This is a genomic window from Microbacterium sp. ANT_H45B, assembly GCF_008369345.1.
In the GTDB taxonomy this organism is placed as follows: domain Bacteria; phylum Actinomycetota; class Actinomycetes; order Actinomycetales; family Microbacteriaceae; genus Microbacterium.
Genome location: NZ_VOBK01000002.1, coordinates 1,051,475 through 1,067,398 on the forward strand (window position 1 = coordinate 1,051,475; position 15,924 = coordinate 1,067,398).

At 69.4% G+C, this 15,924-nt stretch carries 17 protein-coding genes; 5 read left to right on the forward strand and 12 right to left on the reverse strand.

Features of this window, described 5'->3' with window-relative positions:
• The first annotated feature begins 3 nt into the window (after positions 1–3).
• Positions 4–639 (forward strand): O-methyltransferase, encoded by a 636-nt coding sequence (locus tag FQ142_RS11535; protein ID WP_056416232.1) that lies wholly within the window; start codon positions 4–6, stop codon positions 637–639.
• 99 nt (positions 640–738) lie between these two features.
• Here FQ142_RS11535 and FQ142_RS11540 read toward each other — a convergent pair whose 3' ends face one another.
• From FQ142_RS11540 to dapE, 3 genes are all read right to left on the reverse strand, one after another.
• On the reverse strand, positions 739–912 hold the full coding sequence (locus FQ142_RS11540) for a DUF3117 domain-containing protein (RefSeq protein WP_082069058.1): 174 nt from the start codon (positions 910–912) through the stop codon (positions 739–741).
• A gap of 96 nt (positions 913–1,008) precedes the next feature.
• Positions 1,009–2,226: a hypothetical protein gene (locus FQ142_RS11545; protein WP_149423352.1), complete on the reverse strand. Its 1,218-nt coding sequence runs from the start codon at positions 2,224–2,226 to the stop codon at positions 1,009–1,011.
• Positions 2,208–3,281 carry a succinyl-diaminopimelate desuccinylase gene (dapE, locus tag FQ142_RS11550; protein WP_149423353.1) on the reverse strand — a complete coding sequence of 358 codons (1,074 nt, stop codon included), beginning with the start codon at positions 3,279–3,281 and terminating at the stop codon, positions 2,208–2,210. Before dapE ends, FQ142_RS11545 begins: the two co-directional genes overlap by 19 nt.
• 65 nt (positions 3,282–3,346) lie before the next feature.
• Between dapE and dapD the strand changes: the two genes are divergently transcribed.
• On the forward strand, positions 3,347–4,300 hold the full coding sequence (gene dapD, locus FQ142_RS11555; protein WP_149423354.1) for a 2,3,4,5-tetrahydropyridine-2,6-dicarboxylate N-succinyltransferase: 954 nt from the start codon (positions 3,347–3,349) through the stop codon (positions 4,298–4,300).
• 258 nt (positions 4,301–4,558) lie between these two features.
• Positions 4,559–5,983, forward strand: coding sequence for a DEAD/DEAH box helicase (locus FQ142_RS11560; RefSeq protein ID WP_149423355.1), 1,425 nt, complete (start codon positions 4,559–4,561; stop codon positions 5,981–5,983).
• A gap of 95 nt (positions 5,984–6,078) precedes the next feature.
• On the opposite strand, the gene FQ142_RS11565 is transcribed toward FQ142_RS11560, so the two are convergent.
• From FQ142_RS11565 to FQ142_RS11595, 7 genes are all read right to left on the reverse strand, one after another.
• Positions 6,079–6,549, reverse strand: a complete 471-nt coding sequence (locus FQ142_RS11565; RefSeq protein ID WP_149423356.1) for an SRPBCC family protein — start codon at positions 6,547–6,549, stop codon at positions 6,079–6,081.
• A 10-nt stretch (positions 6,550–6,559) separates the two neighbouring features.
• On the reverse strand, positions 6,560–7,855 hold the full coding sequence (locus tag FQ142_RS11570) for a citrate synthase (protein ID WP_082539335.1): 1,296 nt from the start codon (positions 7,853–7,855) through the stop codon (positions 6,560–6,562).
• Between the two features lie 171 nt (positions 7,856–8,026).
• Entirely contained in the window at positions 8,027–9,139 is a 1,113-nt protein-coding gene (gene dapC / locus FQ142_RS11575; RefSeq protein WP_149423357.1) for a succinyldiaminopimelate transaminase, read from the reverse strand.
• 3 nt (positions 9,140–9,142) lie between these two features.
• Positions 9,143–9,463, reverse strand: a complete 321-nt coding sequence (fdxA, locus tag FQ142_RS11580; RefSeq protein ID WP_056416209.1) for a ferredoxin — start codon at positions 9,461–9,463, stop codon at positions 9,143–9,145.
• Positions 9,464–9,472: 9 nt separating this feature from the next.
• Positions 9,473–9,862, reverse strand: a complete 390-nt coding sequence (locus FQ142_RS11585; RefSeq protein ID WP_056416207.1) for a hypothetical protein — start codon at positions 9,860–9,862, stop codon at positions 9,473–9,475.
• A gap of 35 nt (positions 9,863–9,897) precedes the next feature.
• Entirely contained in the window at positions 9,898–10,212 is a 315-nt protein-coding gene (locus tag FQ142_RS11590) for an AzlD domain-containing protein (RefSeq protein ID WP_056416205.1), read from the reverse strand.
• Positions 10,209–10,919, reverse strand: coding sequence for an AzlC family ABC transporter permease (locus tag FQ142_RS11595; protein ID WP_262492134.1), 711 nt, complete (start codon positions 10,917–10,919; stop codon positions 10,209–10,211). The genes FQ142_RS11590 and FQ142_RS11595 overlap by 4 nt, the downstream gene beginning before the upstream one ends.
• 93 nt (positions 10,920–11,012) lie before the next feature.
• Between FQ142_RS11595 and FQ142_RS11600 the strand changes: the two genes are divergently transcribed.
• Entirely contained in the window at positions 11,013–11,561 is a 549-nt protein-coding gene (locus tag FQ142_RS11600) for a helix-turn-helix domain-containing protein (RefSeq protein ID WP_149423359.1), read from the forward strand.
• Between the two features lie 90 nt (positions 11,562–11,651).
• On the opposite strand, the gene FQ142_RS11605 is transcribed toward FQ142_RS11600, so the two are convergent.
• Together FQ142_RS11605 and typA are read right to left on the reverse strand one after the other, a co-directional pair.
• Entirely contained in the window at positions 11,652–12,536 is an 885-nt protein-coding gene (locus tag FQ142_RS11605; protein WP_149423360.1) for a phospholipase, read from the reverse strand.
• A 165-nt stretch (positions 12,537–12,701) separates the two neighbouring features.
• Complete coding sequence (gene typA, locus FQ142_RS11610) at positions 12,702–14,615, reverse strand: translational GTPase TypA (RefSeq protein ID WP_149423361.1); 1,914 nt, start codon at positions 14,613–14,615, stop codon at positions 12,702–12,704.
• A 150-nt stretch (positions 14,616–14,765) separates the two neighbouring features.
• Here typA and FQ142_RS11615 point away from each other — a divergent pair, with 150 nt between their 5' ends.
• The gene (locus FQ142_RS11615) at positions 14,766–15,905 is read left to right on the forward strand and encodes a hypothetical protein (RefSeq protein WP_149423362.1); all 1,140 of its coding nucleotides are present in this window, start codon (positions 14,766–14,768) and stop codon (positions 15,903–15,905) included.
• Positions 15,906–15,924: the final 19 nt, after the last annotated feature.

The following is a 15,924-nucleotide window of genomic DNA, read 5'->3' on the forward strand; positions in this document are numbered from 1 at the left end:
GCAATGAGCGAGAACGATGCGAACGCACGTTTCATCCGCGAGTCCATCGTCGAGCCCGCGCCGATCGCCCGTGCCCGCGCCCATGCCCTCGAGCTCGGTGCCGCACCCGTCAGCCCCGCCGTCGGCTCCCAGATCGCGGTGCTCGCCGCGGCCACGGGCGCGCGTTCCATCGTCGAGATCGGCACCGGCGCAGGGGTCTCGGGCCTCTGGCTGCTGCGCGGCGCGCCGCAGGCGGTGCTGACCTCGATCGACAACGAGCCCGAGCACCTGGCCGCCGCCCGTCAGGCATTCGCCGACGCGCGGGTCCCCGCGACGCGGGCGCGCTTCATCACCGGCCGCGCCGCCGACGTCCTGCCCCGGATGAACGAGGCCTCGTACGACATCGTCCTCGTCGACGCCGACCCCGAGAACGTCATCGACTACGTCGCGCACGGCCTGCGACTCGTGCGCACCGGCGGCATGGTCCTGGTGCCCCGCATCCTGGGCGGCGGCCGCGTCGCCGACCCCGTGCAGCGCGATGAGGTCACCTCCGCGTACCGCTCGCTCGTGCAGGAGACCCAGGAGTCCCCGGTCGTGCTCGCCACCGTCTCCGCTTCGGGTGAGGGGCTGCTGCAGCTGATCAGCGTGGGCGCGTCCTGAGCCGAGGCCGTCCCGACAGCGATTCCGGGTACGAAGAAGGGCGACGGATCGAGGATCCGTCGCCCTTCTCGCGGATCCGCATCAAGGGATCCGGGTAGATCAGGCGGGGTTCACGACGGCTGCCAGCACGTCGTGGAGTTCCTTCGCCTCGGCGTCGTTCACGGACACGACCAGTCGGCCGCCTCCTTCGAGCGGGACGCGCACGATGATGAGTCGCCCTTCTTTCACGGCCTCCATGGGTCCGTCTCCGGTCCTCGGCTTCATCGCTGCCATCGTGGGCTCCTTTTCCTCCGGTGGTATACGACCAGTTTATCGGGTGTTACCCGAACCTGGATGTCGCCTATGAAGAAATGCACCAAGCCTTAACATTCAGGGCACCTGCCAGAACGTGTTGCCGAGGGCGTAGACGTGGTGGATCCACAGCCACTGGCCCGCCAGACAGGCGACGAGGATCCCCCCGCGCCAGATGCGCGAACGCGGCACGGCGAGCGCCCCCCATGCCGGGCTCAACGGCAGCAGCAGACGGAAAGTGCTCGACTGCGGGAAGAACACCGCGAGCAGGTACAGCAGATAGCTCGCGCTCCAGATGCGGAGGTCGGGTCCGAGCGCTCGCACCTGGGGAAGATAGAGCAGCGCCGCCCCGGTCGCCACGACCAGGAGTGCCAGAGCGACGGGCCCCCAGGCGGTCGGCAGCCCCCATTGCGCGAACCAGAACTGCGACGCCTGGATCCATCCGTCGAACGGCATGAATCCCTCCGCCCCACCCGCGATCCAGTTGCGCCGCCACGCCAGCTCCGTCGACAGATATGCCCCGGGGTCCCCCGTGACGACCGATGCGATGACCTGCCAGGCGAAGCCGCAGACCGTGGCGAGGGCGCCCAGGGCCACGATGTGCACGACCTCGCGCGCGGGCAGAGGATCGTCGCGACGATGCCACCAGCGCAGGATCCCGTGCAGTCCGAGATAGAGCGCGAGGGCGAGGATGCCCGGCCGCGTGAAGGCCATGACCGGGATCAGCACGTACAGCAGCACGTAGTGGCGCCGCACCGTGGCATCCAGTGCGAGGAAGAGCAGGAGCAGGAACAGGGTCTCCGCGTAGCCGACCTGGAACATGGCGGCGATCGGCCCCGAGGCGAAGAACACGACCGCCCACATCGCGGCCCTGTGTCCGATCCGGTCCCGCAGCAGGCGATGCAGAGCGAGGCAGGCGAAGTACCCTGCCACGAACGAGAGCAGGAACGCCCCCGTCCCCCACGATCCGAACAGGAACCCGATGGCCTTCGCCGCGAAGGCGAAGACCGGCATGAACGCCCAGGCGTTCTCGGCGACGTCGCCCGACGGGGTGAGCGGAAGCTCGGAGGGGTACCCCTCCTCGGCGACGAGCCAGTACCACTGCGCGTCCCAGGCCACGACGAAGTCGGCGAGTCCGGGATCCGCGCCGAACCGCGACATGGACGTCGACTGGAGGGCCGCTGCGATCATCATCGCCGTGGTGACCGCGCGGGCCGCCAGGTAGATCAGCGCGATCCTGAGCGCCAGCGGAGCCGTCGCCCACCGGCGGCTGAGGGTCAGCGGGAGGTGAGCCATGCGCGCAGGCCCCGCTCGACGGCGTCGATCTGCGCGAGAGGCACCCGCTCCTCGTCGTGATGGGCCAGGTGCGGGTCGCCGGGCCCGTAGTTGACGGCGGGGATGCCGAGGGCGGAGAAGCGTGCGACGTCCGTCCATCCGTACTTCGGACGGGGCTCCGCGCCGACCGCGGCGACGAAGTCCTGCGCGATCGGGGCGTCGAGGCCGGGCCTCGCACCCTCTGCCGCGTCGGTGATCTCGACGTCGAAGCCCGCGAGCAGGTTGCGGATGTGGGACTCGGCGTCTGCGGCCGATTTGCTCGGCGCGAACCGGTAGTTCACCTCGACCTCGCAGGCGTCGGGGATGACGTTGCCGGCGACCCCTCCGCTGATCCGCACCGCGCTCATGCTCTCGCGATAGAGCAGACCGTCGACCGCGACCTCGCGGGCGCGGTACTCGGCGAGGCGAGCAAGGATGGGCGCGGCCCGGTGGATCGCGTTCTCGCCGATCCACGCGCGCGCGGCGTGCGCCCGGACACCGGAGGTGCGCACGATCGCACGCATGGTGCCGTTGCATCCGCCCTCCACCTCGCCGTTCGACGGCTCACCGAGGATCGCGAAATCCGCCTGGAAGAGATCGGGGCGCACGGCGGCGAGCAGCGCGAGGCCGTTCTTCGATGCCTCCACCTCTTCGTTGTCGTACCACATCCAGGTGATGTCGACCGAAGGCTCGGTGAGCTCGGCGGCGAGCTTGAGCTGCACCGCGGTGCCGCCCTTCATGTCCACCGTCCCGCGGCCCCACAGGTAGGCGACTCCCTCGATCTCGACGTCTCGGGTGGGGACGTTGTCATTGATCGGCACCGTGTCGATGTGGCCCGCGATCGCGACCCTCTGGGCACGACCGAGATTCGTGCGGGCGACGATGGTGTTGCCGTGTCGGATCACCTCGAGATGCGCATATCCCGACACCGACTGCTCGATGGCGTCGGCGAGGGCGGTCTCGTCACCCGAGACGCTCGGGATGTCGCAGATCGCGCGGGTCAGGTCGACGGAGGACGCTGTCAGATCGAGCACCATGCCCCCAGCCTAGTTACCTCGACATCTGTGCGAGCCTGCGCATCCGGTCGCGATAGCGTGGAGGCATGACTGAGGCGCGCACCGTGTGGGGTACCGGACTTTCGACGATCGCCGGCGACGGCACGGTTCTGGATGCCTGGTTCCCCGAGGTGTCGACCGTCGCGCCCACCGCCGCAGACGCCGCGGCGGCACTGGTGACCGTCGACGCCCTGGCGGGCCCGGACGAGCGGCGCAACGTGATCGTCGAATCCGTGCACCTGCAGATCGACCTGGATGCCGCACCGACCTCGACCGTCGACGCGTACCTGCGCCTGCACGCGCTGTCGCACCTCGTGGTGCGCCCGAACGAGCTCAACCTCGACGGCATCTTCGCCCATCTGCCGAACGTGGCCTGGACGAATGCCGGGCCCGTGCACCCCGACGACGCCGCACGCCTTCGCCCGCTCCTGCAGCGCGCCGGCATCCAGGTGCAGGGACTCGACAAGTTCCCCCGCCTCACCGACTACGTGCAGCCGACGGGCGTACGGATCGCCGACGCCTCACGGGTCCGCCTCGGCGCACATCTCTCCCCCGGCACGACGGTGATGCACGAGGGCTTCGTGAACTTCAACGCCGGCACGCTGGGCGCCTCGATGGTGGAGGGCCGCATCTCGCAGGGCGTCGTCGTCGGCGACGGCAGCGACATCGGAGGCGGATCCTCGATCATGGGCACGCTGTCGGGTGGCGGCTCGCATCGCGTCTCGATCGGCGCGCGCACCCTTCTGGGCGCGAACGCAGGAATCGGCATCTCACTCGGAGACGACTGCGTCGTCGAAGCCGGACTCTACGTCACGGCCGGCACCAAGATCGTGCTCGTCGACGGCCCCGCGCTGCCGGGCGGCGGGCGGAAGACCGTGAAGGGCGCCGACCTGTCCGGCCACGACGGGCTGCTCTTCCGTCGCAACTCCCTCAGCGGCGCGGTCGAGGCCGTGCGTCGCGCAGGAGTCGGCGTCACGCTGAACGAGGCACTGCACGCCTGACGTCCTGATCTCGGGCAGGAACGCGGGCGCACGCCGCGCGACTCGCGGATGCCGGGCTCCCAGGCTCCTCCGCACCTCGCGTGCTAGGGTGAGGTCGACGCTCCTCGCGATGCGAAGCGTCTGCGTCGTCGACACGCTCCCGCACCACTTGCCTGGTTCTGGCCATTTCGAACGGCGAAACGATGCGCGATCCCGCGCCGTCGCCCACCTTCCCGCACCCGGCATTCCTGTTCGTGCGTGCATTCTCGGAGATATCCCATGACTTCCTTCCTCGATCTCGGCGTGCCCGCCGACCTCGCCGCCGTCCTCTCGAAGGACGGCAAGACCGAGGCGTTCGCCATTCAGCGCGACACGCTTCCCGACTCCCTCGCCGGTCGTGACCTCCTCGGCCGCGGCCGCACCGGCAGCGGCAAGACGATCGCGTTCGCGCTCCCCCTTGTCGCCCGCCTCTCCTCGTCGTCGCGCAAGGGCCGTCCCGGCCACCCGCGCGGCCTCGTGCTCGCCCCGACGCGCGAGCTCGCCACTCAGATCGCCGCGACCATCGCGCCTCTCGCCGAGGCCAAGGGCCTGCGCGTCACCACCGTCTTCGGCGGCGTGAGCCAGCGTCCGCAGGAGACCGCGATGCGCAACGGCGTCGACATCGTCGTCGCGTGCCCCGGCCGCCTGGAAGACCTCATGAAGCAGCGGATCGTGCAGCTCGACGCCGTCGAGGTCACCGTGCTCGACGAGGCAGACCACATGGCCGACCTCGGGTTCCTGCCCGGTGTCACCCGCATCCTGACCGCCACCCCGGCCGGCGGCCAGCGTCTGCTGTTCAGCGCGACCCTCGACCGCGGCATCGACACGCTCGCCCGCCGCTTCCTCTCGAACGCGGTGAGCCACGAGGTCGACGAGGAGAGCGTGCCCGTGGGCGAGATGACGCACCGCGTGCTCGTCGTCGACTCGACCGACAACAAGACCACCCTCGTGCGCGACCTCGCCTCCGGCACCGGCCGCCGCATCCTGTTCACCCGCACCAAGCACCAGGCGAAGAAGCTCGCCAAGCAGCTCACCGCCGCGGGCATCCCCTCGGTCGACCTGCACGGCAACCTGTCGCAGAACGCCCGTGAGCGCAACCTCAGCGCCTTCTCGTCCGACCCGGCCGACGGAGGCGTGCGCGTGCTCGTCGCCACCGACGTCGCCGCGCGCGGTGTGCACGTCGACAACGTCGACCTGGTCGTGCACGTCGACCCGCCCATGGAGCACAAGGCGTACCTGCACCGCTCGGGCCGCACCGCCCGCGCAGGCGCGGCAGGGACGGTCGTCACGGTCGTGCTCCCGGAGCAGCGTCGCGATGTGAAGGACCTGCTGCGCAAGGCTGCGATCACGGCCGCTCTCGAGCCCGTGACCACGGATGCCGTCACCGAGCTGGTTCCCGAGCGTGCCCCGCATGTGCGACCGGCACCGGTGCAGGCCCCGCAGCAGCGCCAGACGCCCAAGCAGCGTCCCGCCGGCGGCGAGCGCAACTCCGCCGCCACTCCCCCGTCCCGCCGCAGCCGTCGCCCCCGTGGCGGCCAGGGCGGTCAGGGCGCCCAGGGCGGAGCGACGGCCGGAGCACGCCAGGGCGGTGGAGCCCGTCAGGGCGGCCAGCCTCGCGCCGGCGGCCAGGGCGGTCGCGGCCGGGGCGGCTCGCAGGGCCGCTGACCCACAGACACCGAGGCGGGTGCGCGGATGCTCAGGCATCGGCGCACCCGCCTTCTCGTGTGCCCGGGGCGTCGCCTTCCCGTCCCACGCAGCGGTCAGCGTGACACGGCCGCCAGGACCTCGGGGTCCTGGCATCCGCGGACGAACCCGTCGAGCCGCCGCCGGATCTCCGCACCGAGCACGCGCGCGCCGATCCGCTCCGCGAGGGGGGCGAGCCACGCAGGGCGGCACGAGAAGTTGTACTTCCATACCGCCAGCGTTCCCTCGGGAACCTCCGTGAACCGCCAGCCTCCACCGAGCTTCGCGAAGAACCAGGGACCGCGCTCCATCACCATGCCCACAGTCGTCGGGGGCGCGTAGGAGACGTACCGGCTCACCATCGAGAGGCCGAAACGCTGGCGCGTGAACGTACGCACACCCTTCGCCGCGACATCCGCCTCATCGAGGAAGTGCTGCTCGCTGATGAAGGGATCCCAGCGCCGCCGAACCGCGCCGGTCAGCTGGGAGACCGCGAAGGCGGTCGCCGGGTCGACCGGCACGACGGCCTCGGCGCTGACGACGGGCATCGACGCCGTGTCAGAGAGTCTGGAAGGTGCGCTCGGGCGAGCCCGTGTACAGCTGCTGCGGGCGACCGATCTTGGTCTGCGGGTCGAGCTGCAGCTCCCGCCACTGGGCGAGCCAGCCGGGCAGGCGTCCGATCGCGAACAGCACCGTGAACATGCGCGTCGGGAAACCCATCGCCTTGTAGATCACGCCGGTGTAGAAGTCGACGTTCGGGTACAGACGACGCTCCTTGAAGTAGTCGTCGGCGAGCGCGATCTCTTCGAGCTCCTGCGCGAGGTCGAGCAGCGGATCGGTCACGCCCAGCTCGGCGAGCACCTCGCCCGCGGCTTCCTTGACGAGCTTGGCACGCGGGTCGTAGTTCTTGTAGACACGGTGCCCGAAGCCCATCAGCTTCACGCCCTCTTCCTTGTTCTTCACCCGCTCCACGAAGCGGGAGACGCTCTGCCCCGAGTCGCGGATCTGGCCGAGCATGGTGAGCACCGCCTCGTTCGCCCCGCCGTGCAGGGGTCCGGAGAGAGCCTGGATGCCGGCAGAGACCGAGGCGAACTGGTTCGCGCCGGTGGACCCGACCAGGCGGACCGTCGAGGTCGACGCGTTCTGCTCATGGTCCTCGTGCAGGATCAGCAGCAGCTCGAGCGCCTTCGACATCACGGGGTTCATCTCGTAGGGCTCCGACAGGACGCCGAAGTTCAGCTTGAGGAAGTTCTCGACGAAGCCGAGCGAGTTGTCGGGGTACAGGAAGGCCTGACCGACGCTCTTCTTGTGGGCGTACGCCGCGATCACCGGAAGCTTCGCGAGCATGCGGATCGTGTTGAGCTCCACGTGCTCGGGGTTGTGCGGATCGGTCTCGCCCTCGTAGTACGTCGAGAGGGCGGCGACGGCCGACGACAGCACCGACATCGGATGCGCGGTGTGCGGCAGCGCGGAGAAGAAGCGCTTGAGGTCTTCGTGCAGCAGCGTGTGACGACGGATCTTCTCGTCGAACTCCGCGAGCTCACCGGCGGAGGGCAGCTCGCCGTAGATCAGCAGCCACGCGACCTCGAGGTAGCTCGTCTTGCCGGCCAGCTGCTCGATCGGATATCCGCGGTAGCGCAGGATGCCCTGGTCACCGTCGATGAAGGTGATCGCGGACTTCGTCGACGCGGTGTTGACGAACCCGTAGTCGAGTCCCGTGTACCCCGTCTGCTTCGTCAGGGTCGACAGATCGATGCTGTCGTTCCCTGCCGTGCCGCGCACGATCGGGAACTCTGCGGTGGTCTCACCGATCGACAGCTTCGCGATGGGCTGCTGCTCTGCCGCTGCGCTCACGCGGGCCTCCTCGTGGGTTCTTCTTCAAAGCCGGATGTGGCGATGTCACGGCGCTGTGCGCCAGGCCGGATCGAGATCGTCGATCCACGACCGAAATCGCCTTTACAGCCTAGTAGGCGCATCGGCCTACTGTGACAAGGCACAAAAGAACGATGGGTCTGGGGGGAATGTCTACAGGGCGTGCTCGCGAAGGCGTCGCGCGCCCTCCATGATCCGCTCGGTCGGTGCGGTGAGCGCGAGCCGTACGTGCCGAGTCGAATGCGGTCCGTAGAACGGCCCCGGTCCGGCGAGGATGCCGACATCCGCGAGCCTCGCGATGCTCGCCCATGCGTCCTGACCCTCGGTCGCCCAGAGGTAGAGCCCCGCCTCGGACCCGTCGATCCGGAAGCCCGCAGCCTCCAGCGCCGGCCGCAGAGCGTCTCGCCGCGTCCGGTACAGCTCTTTCTGCGCGGCGACGTGCGCATCGTCGCCCAGCGCCACCGCCATCGCGTGCTGCACGGGCTCCGGCGGCATGAGCCCCAGGTGCTTGCGGGCCGTGAGCAGGTCGCCCACGATCCGCGCGCATCCGGCGACGAAGGCCGCGCGATAGCCGGCGAGGTTGGACTGCTTGCTCAGAGAGTAGACGCTGAGCAGATTCGCCCTGCTGCCCCCGGTCACGCGGGGGTCGAGGATCGAGGGGATGCTCTCGCTCGCCCAGCGGCCGTCCCAGCCGAGCTCCGCGTAGCATTCGTCGCTGGCGAGCACCGCACCGAGCTCTCGTGCGCGATCCACAGCGGCCGTCAGCTCGTCGACCGTCCACGTGCGTCCGTCGGGATTGCCGGGAGTGTTGATCCAGATGAGCTTCGTGCCCTCCGGCCAGTCCGCGGGTTCGTCGGCGGCGACGGGCGTCGCACCGACCACCCGTGCACCGACCTCGTAGGTCGGATAGGCGATGCGCGGATGCACCACGACGTCGCCCGCACCCAGGCCCAGCAGCGTCGGGAGGAGCGCGACGAGCTCTTTGGAGCCGATCGTGGGGAGCACGTTGTCGACCGTGAGGTCGGGCACACCCCGGCGTCGCCGGTACCAGTCGACGATCGCCTCGCGCAGCGCGGGCGTGCCGACGGTCTGCGGGTACGCGTGCGCGTCGGTGGCTTCGGCGAGCGCCCGACGGATCAGCTCCGGAGTGGGGTCGACGGGCGAGCCGACCGAGAGGTCGACGATCCCGCGCGGGTGCAGCGCCGCACGCTCGCGATACGGGGCGACGGCATCCCAGGGATAGTCTGCGAGGTCGCGGACGCTCACGGGCTACTCGCCCTGAGGCGGCAGCGCGGCGATGACGGGGTGGTCGTGCGCGATGACGCCGACCTTCGCCGCACCGCCGGGCGAGCCGACCTCGTCGAAGAACTCGACATTGGCCTTGTAGTAGTCCTGCCACTCGTCGGGCAGATCGTCTTCGTAGTAGATGGCCTCGACGGGGCACACCGGCTCGCACGCACCGCAGTCGACGCATTCGTCGGGGTGGATGTACAGCGAGCGTTCACCCTCGTAGATACAGTCAACGGGGCACTCGTCGATGCAGGCGCGGTCCTTGACATCGACGCACGGAAGGGCGATCACATACGTCACCCCCTCAGTCTACGACTCGCTGCCGGTCCGATCGCCCATCGGCATCCGAGACAGACGCGGCCACGCCACGGCGAGCAGCACGAGACCGGCGACGAGGTAGATCCAGATCCGTCCGCTCAGTGTGTCCTCCACCACGACCGAGCCACCGGGACCGACCCCGGAGATGAGCACGAGCATGCCCAGCATCCCGAGCCCTGCGGCCAGCGTCGCCCCGCGGTCGTGGGTGAGGGCGCGGATGGCCACGAGGATCGCCCCGCAGGCGATGGCGCCGACGATCAGGCCGAGCGGCACGGGGCCCCACATCAGGCTGTGGCCGATGGTGCCCGCGACACCGAACACGCCGCCGACGAGGGCCGCGGCGATCCAGGACAGCACCCGGGAGATCCAACCGTTACGCACCAGATGATCCTACGCGCGGTGCGCACCCTCCTCGCTCACCCTGCGAGACCGAGGAGGCGCAGCACGGCGGCCACGGCGGCGGCCGCGACGACGACCACGAGGAACGACTGTCGCAGCCAGAGCAGTCCGGCGGCGACGAGCAGCGCGGGGACCCGCGCATCGACGATCACCGCCTGCCCCGCTCCGAGGCTCTGCACCGCCACGAGCGCGGCGAGCAGGGCGACCGTGAGCAGGTCGGAGATGCGCGCGGGACGCGGCGCCTCGAGCACTCGGGTCGGCACCAGGTATCCGGCAGCCTTCAGCCCCAGACAGATCAGCGCCGCCAGCAGGATGGCGCTCCAGACGCTCATGACACTCCCCCGTCGTCGACGGCGCGCACCGACGGCTTCCGCCCCAGCCAATCGAACCACCCGACGACGACGGCGACCACGGCCGCGACCAGGACCGGCAGACCGGGCATGAGCACCGGGGTGAGCGCCGCGGCGACGACGGCGGCCGCGATGCCCACCGCGATCGCCTGGCGCTCCTTCAGCCGCGGCCACAGCAGCGCGAGGAAGGCGGCGGCGGCCGCGGCATCCAGCCCCCAGGTCCGAGGATCACCGAGGACATCTCCGACCAGCGCGCCGATCAGGGTGGTGAGGTTCCATCCGAGGAAGATGCCGATCCCGGTGACCCAGAATCCCACTCGACGAAGACGCGGGTCGCTCTGGGAGATCGCCACAGCCGTCGACTCGTCGATCGTGAAGGGAGCGGCGGCGACCCGACGGGCGGGGGTCGTCCCGACGATCGGGGCCATGCGCATCCCGTAGGCGACGTTGCGCACTCCGAGCAGCACGGCCGATGCGATCGCCGAAGGGAGCGCCGACACTCCCCCGGCGGCGAAGACGCCCACGAACGCGAACTGGGACCCACCGGTGAACATCAGCAGGCTGAGGACGCACGTCTGCCAGACGTCGAGTCCCGACGCCACGGCGAGCGCGCCGAAGGAGACGCCGTACGCGCTCGTCGCGAACACCACTCCGAGCGCTTCGCGCCATACCTCGCGTTCCGCACTCACCGGCGTAACGTTCGATTCACTGAACACATGATCATCATCATGAACACGAAGGGCGGGATAGTCAAGCGAACGATCGTTTGACATGATGAACACATGGAAGATCTCCGCACGCGGATCGCGCGCACGCTCCGCAGAGAGCGCGAGGGTGCAGGCCTGTCCGTCTCGGAGCTCGGACGTCGCGCCGGCATCTCCAAGGCGACGGTCTCGCAGCTCGAGTCCGGATCGGGCAACCCCAGCGTCGAGACCCTGTGGGCGCTGGGCGTCGCTCTCGGCGTCCCGTTCGCCGTGCTCGTCGACGAACAGACCAACGCGCCGACTCTCATCCGGGCCGCAGATCTCTCCGGGGTGCCCTCGTCGGCCGCGGACTACAGCGCCACGCTCCTGTCCGCGAGCCCGCCCGGTGCCCGGCGGGACATCTACCTCATCACCGCCGAACCGGGCGACCCCCGCCGTTCGGATCCGCACCATGCCGGGACCACCGAGCATGTGATCCTGCTCTCCGGGCAGGCGCAGATCGGTCCCGTCGACGAGCCGGTGCTGCTGAACCCGGGCGACTACCTCTCCTACCCGGGAGACGCTCCGCACGTGTTCGAGGCGACGGCTCCCGGCACCAGGGCCGTGCTCATCTCCGAGTTGCGGTGACCCGGGAGCGGGCGCCGCACTCCGCGTCCTGCGCCGCCGACCCCGCGCCTCGCGGAGAAGGGGATCGCGGCGCAGGGCGCGCCGATCCGCTCAGTACCAGTTGACGGACTGCGAGTGCGACCAGGCGCTGCACGGCGTGCCGTAGACCGACGAGATGTACCCGAGGCCCCAGCGGATCTGCGTGGCCGCGTTCGTCTGCCAGTCGGAGCCGGCGGACGCCATCTTGCTGCCGGGCAGAGCCTGCGGGATGCCCGTCGCACCGCCGGACGCGTTGTAGGCCTGGTAGTTCCAGCCCGACTCCTTGGTCCACAGCGAGTTCAGGCAGGAGAACTGGTCCTCTCCCCACCCGTACTGACTCGAGGCGATGTCGCGGGCCGCGGCCTTGGCGCCGTCGACCGTGTTGGTCTGCGCGAGCACTGCAGCCTCCTGAGCAGCCTGAGCGGCAGCGGCGTCTGCGGCCGCCTTGGCCTGCTGCGCCGTCGTGTACGACTGCTGGAGCGCTGCCGTCTCGGCGGTGATCTCCTCGATACCGGTCACCGTGTAGGCCGTGAGGCTCGAGAGCTCGCGGTGCGAGAGGTCGTCGCGGTCCGCGAGCTGACCGACCCAGGTGGTCACGTCGGAGGTGTCGACGGATGCGGGCGCGGCACCGAGGTCGAGGCCCGATGCTGCGACCTCGGCGTTCACCGCCTCGGCTGCGGCGACGGCATCCTTCGCCGCGACCATCGTGAGCGCGGAGTCGTCGACGCTCTTCGCGGGCGCCTCCTCCGCACCGGTGACGAACGACGCGACGCTGGCGACGGCATTCGGCATCTCGGCGCCTGCCGCCGGCGCCGAGACCATGCCGACGGTCAGCGCGAGGCCGAGCACGCCTCCGGTGATGGTGCCGAGGATCAGTGTCGGACGGCGGGCGGTGATGGCGTTCCTGGCGTCGGCTGCGTCGTTGGCGCGCCGAAGGGCACGGGAAGTGTGAAGCATGGGGGTGTGACTTTCGGGTGGTCGTACGCCCGTCGCGGGACACTCATCGGGAGATCGCCCCAGGCGCAAGGTAACGATTCTGCAACGGCACACCTGTGCGCTTCATGAGAAAAGGGCCCTGCACCAGCCATTTCGGCGGTGCAGGGCCCTTTTCGCAGGCGATTCTCAGACGCTGGCGTCCTGACGCTTCATCCGCGCGGTCTCGCGCGCGCGGGTGTTCGCGTCGAGGTTGACCTTGCGGATGCGCACGACGTCGGGCGTGACCTCGACGCATTCGTCGTCACGCGCGAACTCGAGGCTCTCCTCGAGGGTGAGCTGGCGCGGGGGCGTCATCGACTCGAAGGTGTCGGAGCTCGCCGCACGCATGTTGGTGAGCTTCTTCTCCTTCGTGATGTTGACGTCCATGTCGTCGGCGCGGGAGTTCTCGCCGATGACCATGCCCTCGTAGACCTCCTGCGTGGGCTGCACGAAGAACGACATCCGCTCCTGCAGGGCGATCATCGCGAACGGGGTGACGACACCCTGACGGTCGGCGACGATCGAGCCGTTCTGACGGGTCGTGATGGAACCGGCCCACGGCTCGTAGCCGTGGGAGATCGCGTTCGCGATTCCGGTGCCGCGGGTCGTGGTGAGGAACTCGCTGCGGAAGCCGATGAGGCCACGCGACGGGACGATGAACTCCATGCGCACCCAGCCGGTGCCGTGGTTCGTCATGTTCTCCATGCGGCCCTTGCGGTTCGCGAGCAGCTGCGTGATCGCTCCGAGGTGCTCCTCCGGCGTGTCGATCGTGAGGTGCTCGAAGGGCTCGTAGGTCTTGCCGTCGATCTTCTTCGTGACCACCTGGGGCTTGCCGACGGTGAGCTCGAAGCCCTCGCGACGCATGTTCTCTACGAGGATGGCGAGAGCCAGCTCGCCACGACCCTGCACCTCCCACGCATCCGGGCGTCCGATGTCGACGACCTTGAGCGAGACGTTTCCGATGAGCTCCTTGTCGAGACGGTCCTTGACCATGCGCGCCGTGAGCTTGTGGCCCTTCACCTTGCCCATGAGGGGCGACGTGTTGGTTCCGATCGTCATCGAGATGGCGGGGTCGTCGACCGTGATCGCGGGCAGCGGACGGACGTCCTCGGGGTCGGCGATGGTCTCGCCGATCGTGATGTCGCTGAAACCGGCGATGGCGACGATGTCGCCGGGGCCGGCGTCCTCGGCCGGGTAGCGCTCGAGAGCACGGGTCTTCAGCAGCTCGGTGATGCGCGCGTTCTGGTGCGTGCCGTCGGCACGGACCCAGGCGACGGTCTGACCCTTCTTGAGCGTGCCGTTGAAGACGCGCAGCAGCGCGAGACGGCCGAGGAAGGGGCTGGAGTCGAGGTTGGTGACCCAGGCCTGCAGCGGGGCCTCGTCGTCATACGACGGGGCGGGGACGTGCTGGAGGATCGCCTCGAAGAGCGGCTCGAGGTCGTCGTTGTCGGGCAGCGAACCGTCGGCCGGACGGTTCTGCGATGCCGCGCCGGCGCGACCGGAGGCGTAGACGACGGGCACGTCGAGCAGTGCATCGACATCGAGGTCGGGCACGTCGTCGACGAGGTCGGATGCGAGACCGAGCAGCAGGTCGTGCGCCTCTTCTTCGACCTCGGCGATACGCGCGTCGGGGCGGTCGGTCTTGTTGACCAGCAGGATGACGGGCAGCTTCGACTCGAGAGCCTTGCGGAGCACGAAGCGGGTCTGCGGAAGCGGGCCCTCGCTCGCGTCGACGAGCAGCACGACACCGTCGACCATGGAGAGGCCGCGCTCGACCTCGCCGCCGAAGTCGGCGTGACCGGGGGTGTCGATCACGTTGATCGTGATCTCCTTGCCCTCGGCGTGCTTGCCCTTGTACGTGATCGCCGTGTTCTTGGCGAGGATCGTGATGCCCTTCTCACGCTCGAGGTCGTTCGAGTCCATGGCACGCTCATCGACGTGGGCGTGTTCGCCGAAGGAGCCCGTCTGACGCAGCATGGCGTCGACGAGAGTGGTCTTGCCGTGGTCGACGTGCGCGACGATTGCGACGTTGCGGAGGTCAGAGCGGAGGGCGTGCGCCATGCAGGAGTCCTAAAGAGTGTGGGTTTTTGCCGAGAAGCCGACGGGACAGCCTATCGCACCCTCATGAATCCTGGCTGAACGGCTTCTGTCCCCCGCCGATCAGCCGCGATCTCCCCGCGAGGCCGTAGAGCGGTGCGATACCGTGAACGCATGGTGGACCGAGGGTACGACATCGATCTCGCGGGTGTGCAGAACCCCTCGACGGCGCCGGCTCAGCTGGCCGAGATCGCCGCACGACGAGGGGATCTGCATCCGCTCGTCCTCGCCCATCCGGCGTGCTATCCGCAGCTGCGCGAATGGATCTTCCAGGTCAACCCGTCGGTGCGGGCGGCGATGAGCGCTGGTCCTGCGATGGCTTCTGCCGCGGCGCCGGGTGCTCCTACGGCTCCGGGTGCTGCTATGGCTCCGGGTCCGCGGCGCGGACGCGGCGGACTGTGCGCACTCCTCGGATGCGGTGGTCTCGCGCTGTTGGGCGTCATCATCGTCGCGATCGTGTTCGTCGGAGGGCTGCTCGTCGGACCCTCGACGCAGGATCGGCCGACGAGCGACCGGTCTGCGAGTGAGGGGACCACGGCCCGCGACGACTCCCTGGCGGCGTTCGAGGCGGAACGCACCAGGTACTACGAGCTGTACGCGCAGATCGAGAGCAATCCCGTCGCTCCGCTGGTCGCGGACCTGTTGGCGTTCCGGCGGTGGGAATCGAGCATCGCCGACCCCAGCCTCACCGACGCGTCGGTCGCGCAGTACGCCGCCGACGCCAGGGGCGCCCGCGAGCAGCTGGAGCAGCGCATCGCCGACGCCGCGACCCGACGCACCAATGCGTCGGGCTCCGTCACCGAGGCGATCGTCGATGAGTCCGGCCAGGGATTCATCGACATCGCATGGGACGCGAGCGCCGAGTGCGGGACCTCCCGGCGGGCGGATGAGGGTCGCATCACGATCGGATGCGTCTCGGAGGAGCCGCTCGCGGTGCACCTGGCTCCGGAGGACCAGCTCGGCGGCGACACCGCCAGGCGCGTGGTCGCGCTGCACGAGCTCTCCCACCTCTACACGCGCGCCGACAGCGATGCGAAGGGGGCAGCCCTCTCGGCATCCACCGTTCTCGTCGAACAGGGCCACTTCCAGGGCAACAGCGAGGTCTTCGCCGACTGCTACGCGCTCACCTATCTCGACCTGTGGACTCTGACCTTCGACGGTCGCGAGTACGGGTACGGCTACATCTGCACCCCCGAGGAGCGTCAGCTCATGCGCACCTGGGCCGCCGAAGTGCACGCGCCCATGCCGCAGTGATCGCCCCTGCCCGAGTACG

Excerpts from the sequence above, each read along its gene's own strand:
- FQ142_RS11535 (WP_056416232.1), top strand. The coding sequence starts at position 4 with ATGAGCGAGAACGATGCGAACGCACGTTTCATCCGCGAGTCCATCGTC.
- FQ142_RS11540 (WP_082069058.1), bottom strand. The coding sequence starts at position 912 with ATGGCAGCGATGAAGCCGAGGACCGGAGACGGACCCATGGAGGCCGTG.
- FQ142_RS11545 (WP_149423352.1), bottom strand. The coding sequence starts at position 2,226 with ATGGCTCACCTCCCGCTGACCCTCAGCCGCCGGTGGGCGACGGCTCCG.
- dapE (WP_149423353.1), bottom strand. The coding sequence starts at position 3,281 with ATGGTGCTCGATCTGACAGCGTCCTCCGTCGACCTGACCCGCGCGATC.
- dapD (WP_149423354.1), top strand. The coding sequence starts at position 3,347 with ATGACTGAGGCGCGCACCGTGTGGGGTACCGGACTTTCGACGATCGCC.
- FQ142_RS11560 (WP_149423355.1), top strand. The coding sequence starts at position 4,559 with ATGACTTCCTTCCTCGATCTCGGCGTGCCCGCCGACCTCGCCGCCGTC.
- FQ142_RS11565 (WP_149423356.1), bottom strand. The coding sequence starts at position 6,549 with ATGCCCGTCGTCAGCGCCGAGGCCGTCGTGCCGGTCGACCCGGCGACC.
- FQ142_RS11590 (WP_056416205.1), bottom strand. The coding sequence starts at position 10,212 with ATGAGCGTCTGGAGCGCCATCCTGCTGGCGGCGCTGATCTGTCTGGGG.
- FQ142_RS11600 (WP_149423359.1), top strand. The coding sequence starts at position 11,013 with ATGGAAGATCTCCGCACGCGGATCGCGCGCACGCTCCGCAGAGAGCGC.
- FQ142_RS11605 (WP_149423360.1), bottom strand. The coding sequence starts at position 12,536 with ATGCTTCACACTTCCCGTGCCCTTCGGCGCGCCAACGACGCAGCCGAC.
- typA (WP_149423361.1), bottom strand. The coding sequence starts at position 14,615 with ATGGCGCACGCCCTCCGCTCTGACCTCCGCAACGTCGCAATCGTCGCG.
- FQ142_RS11615 (WP_149423362.1), top strand. The coding sequence starts at position 14,766 with ATGGTGGACCGAGGGTACGACATCGATCTCGCGGGTGTGCAGAACCCC.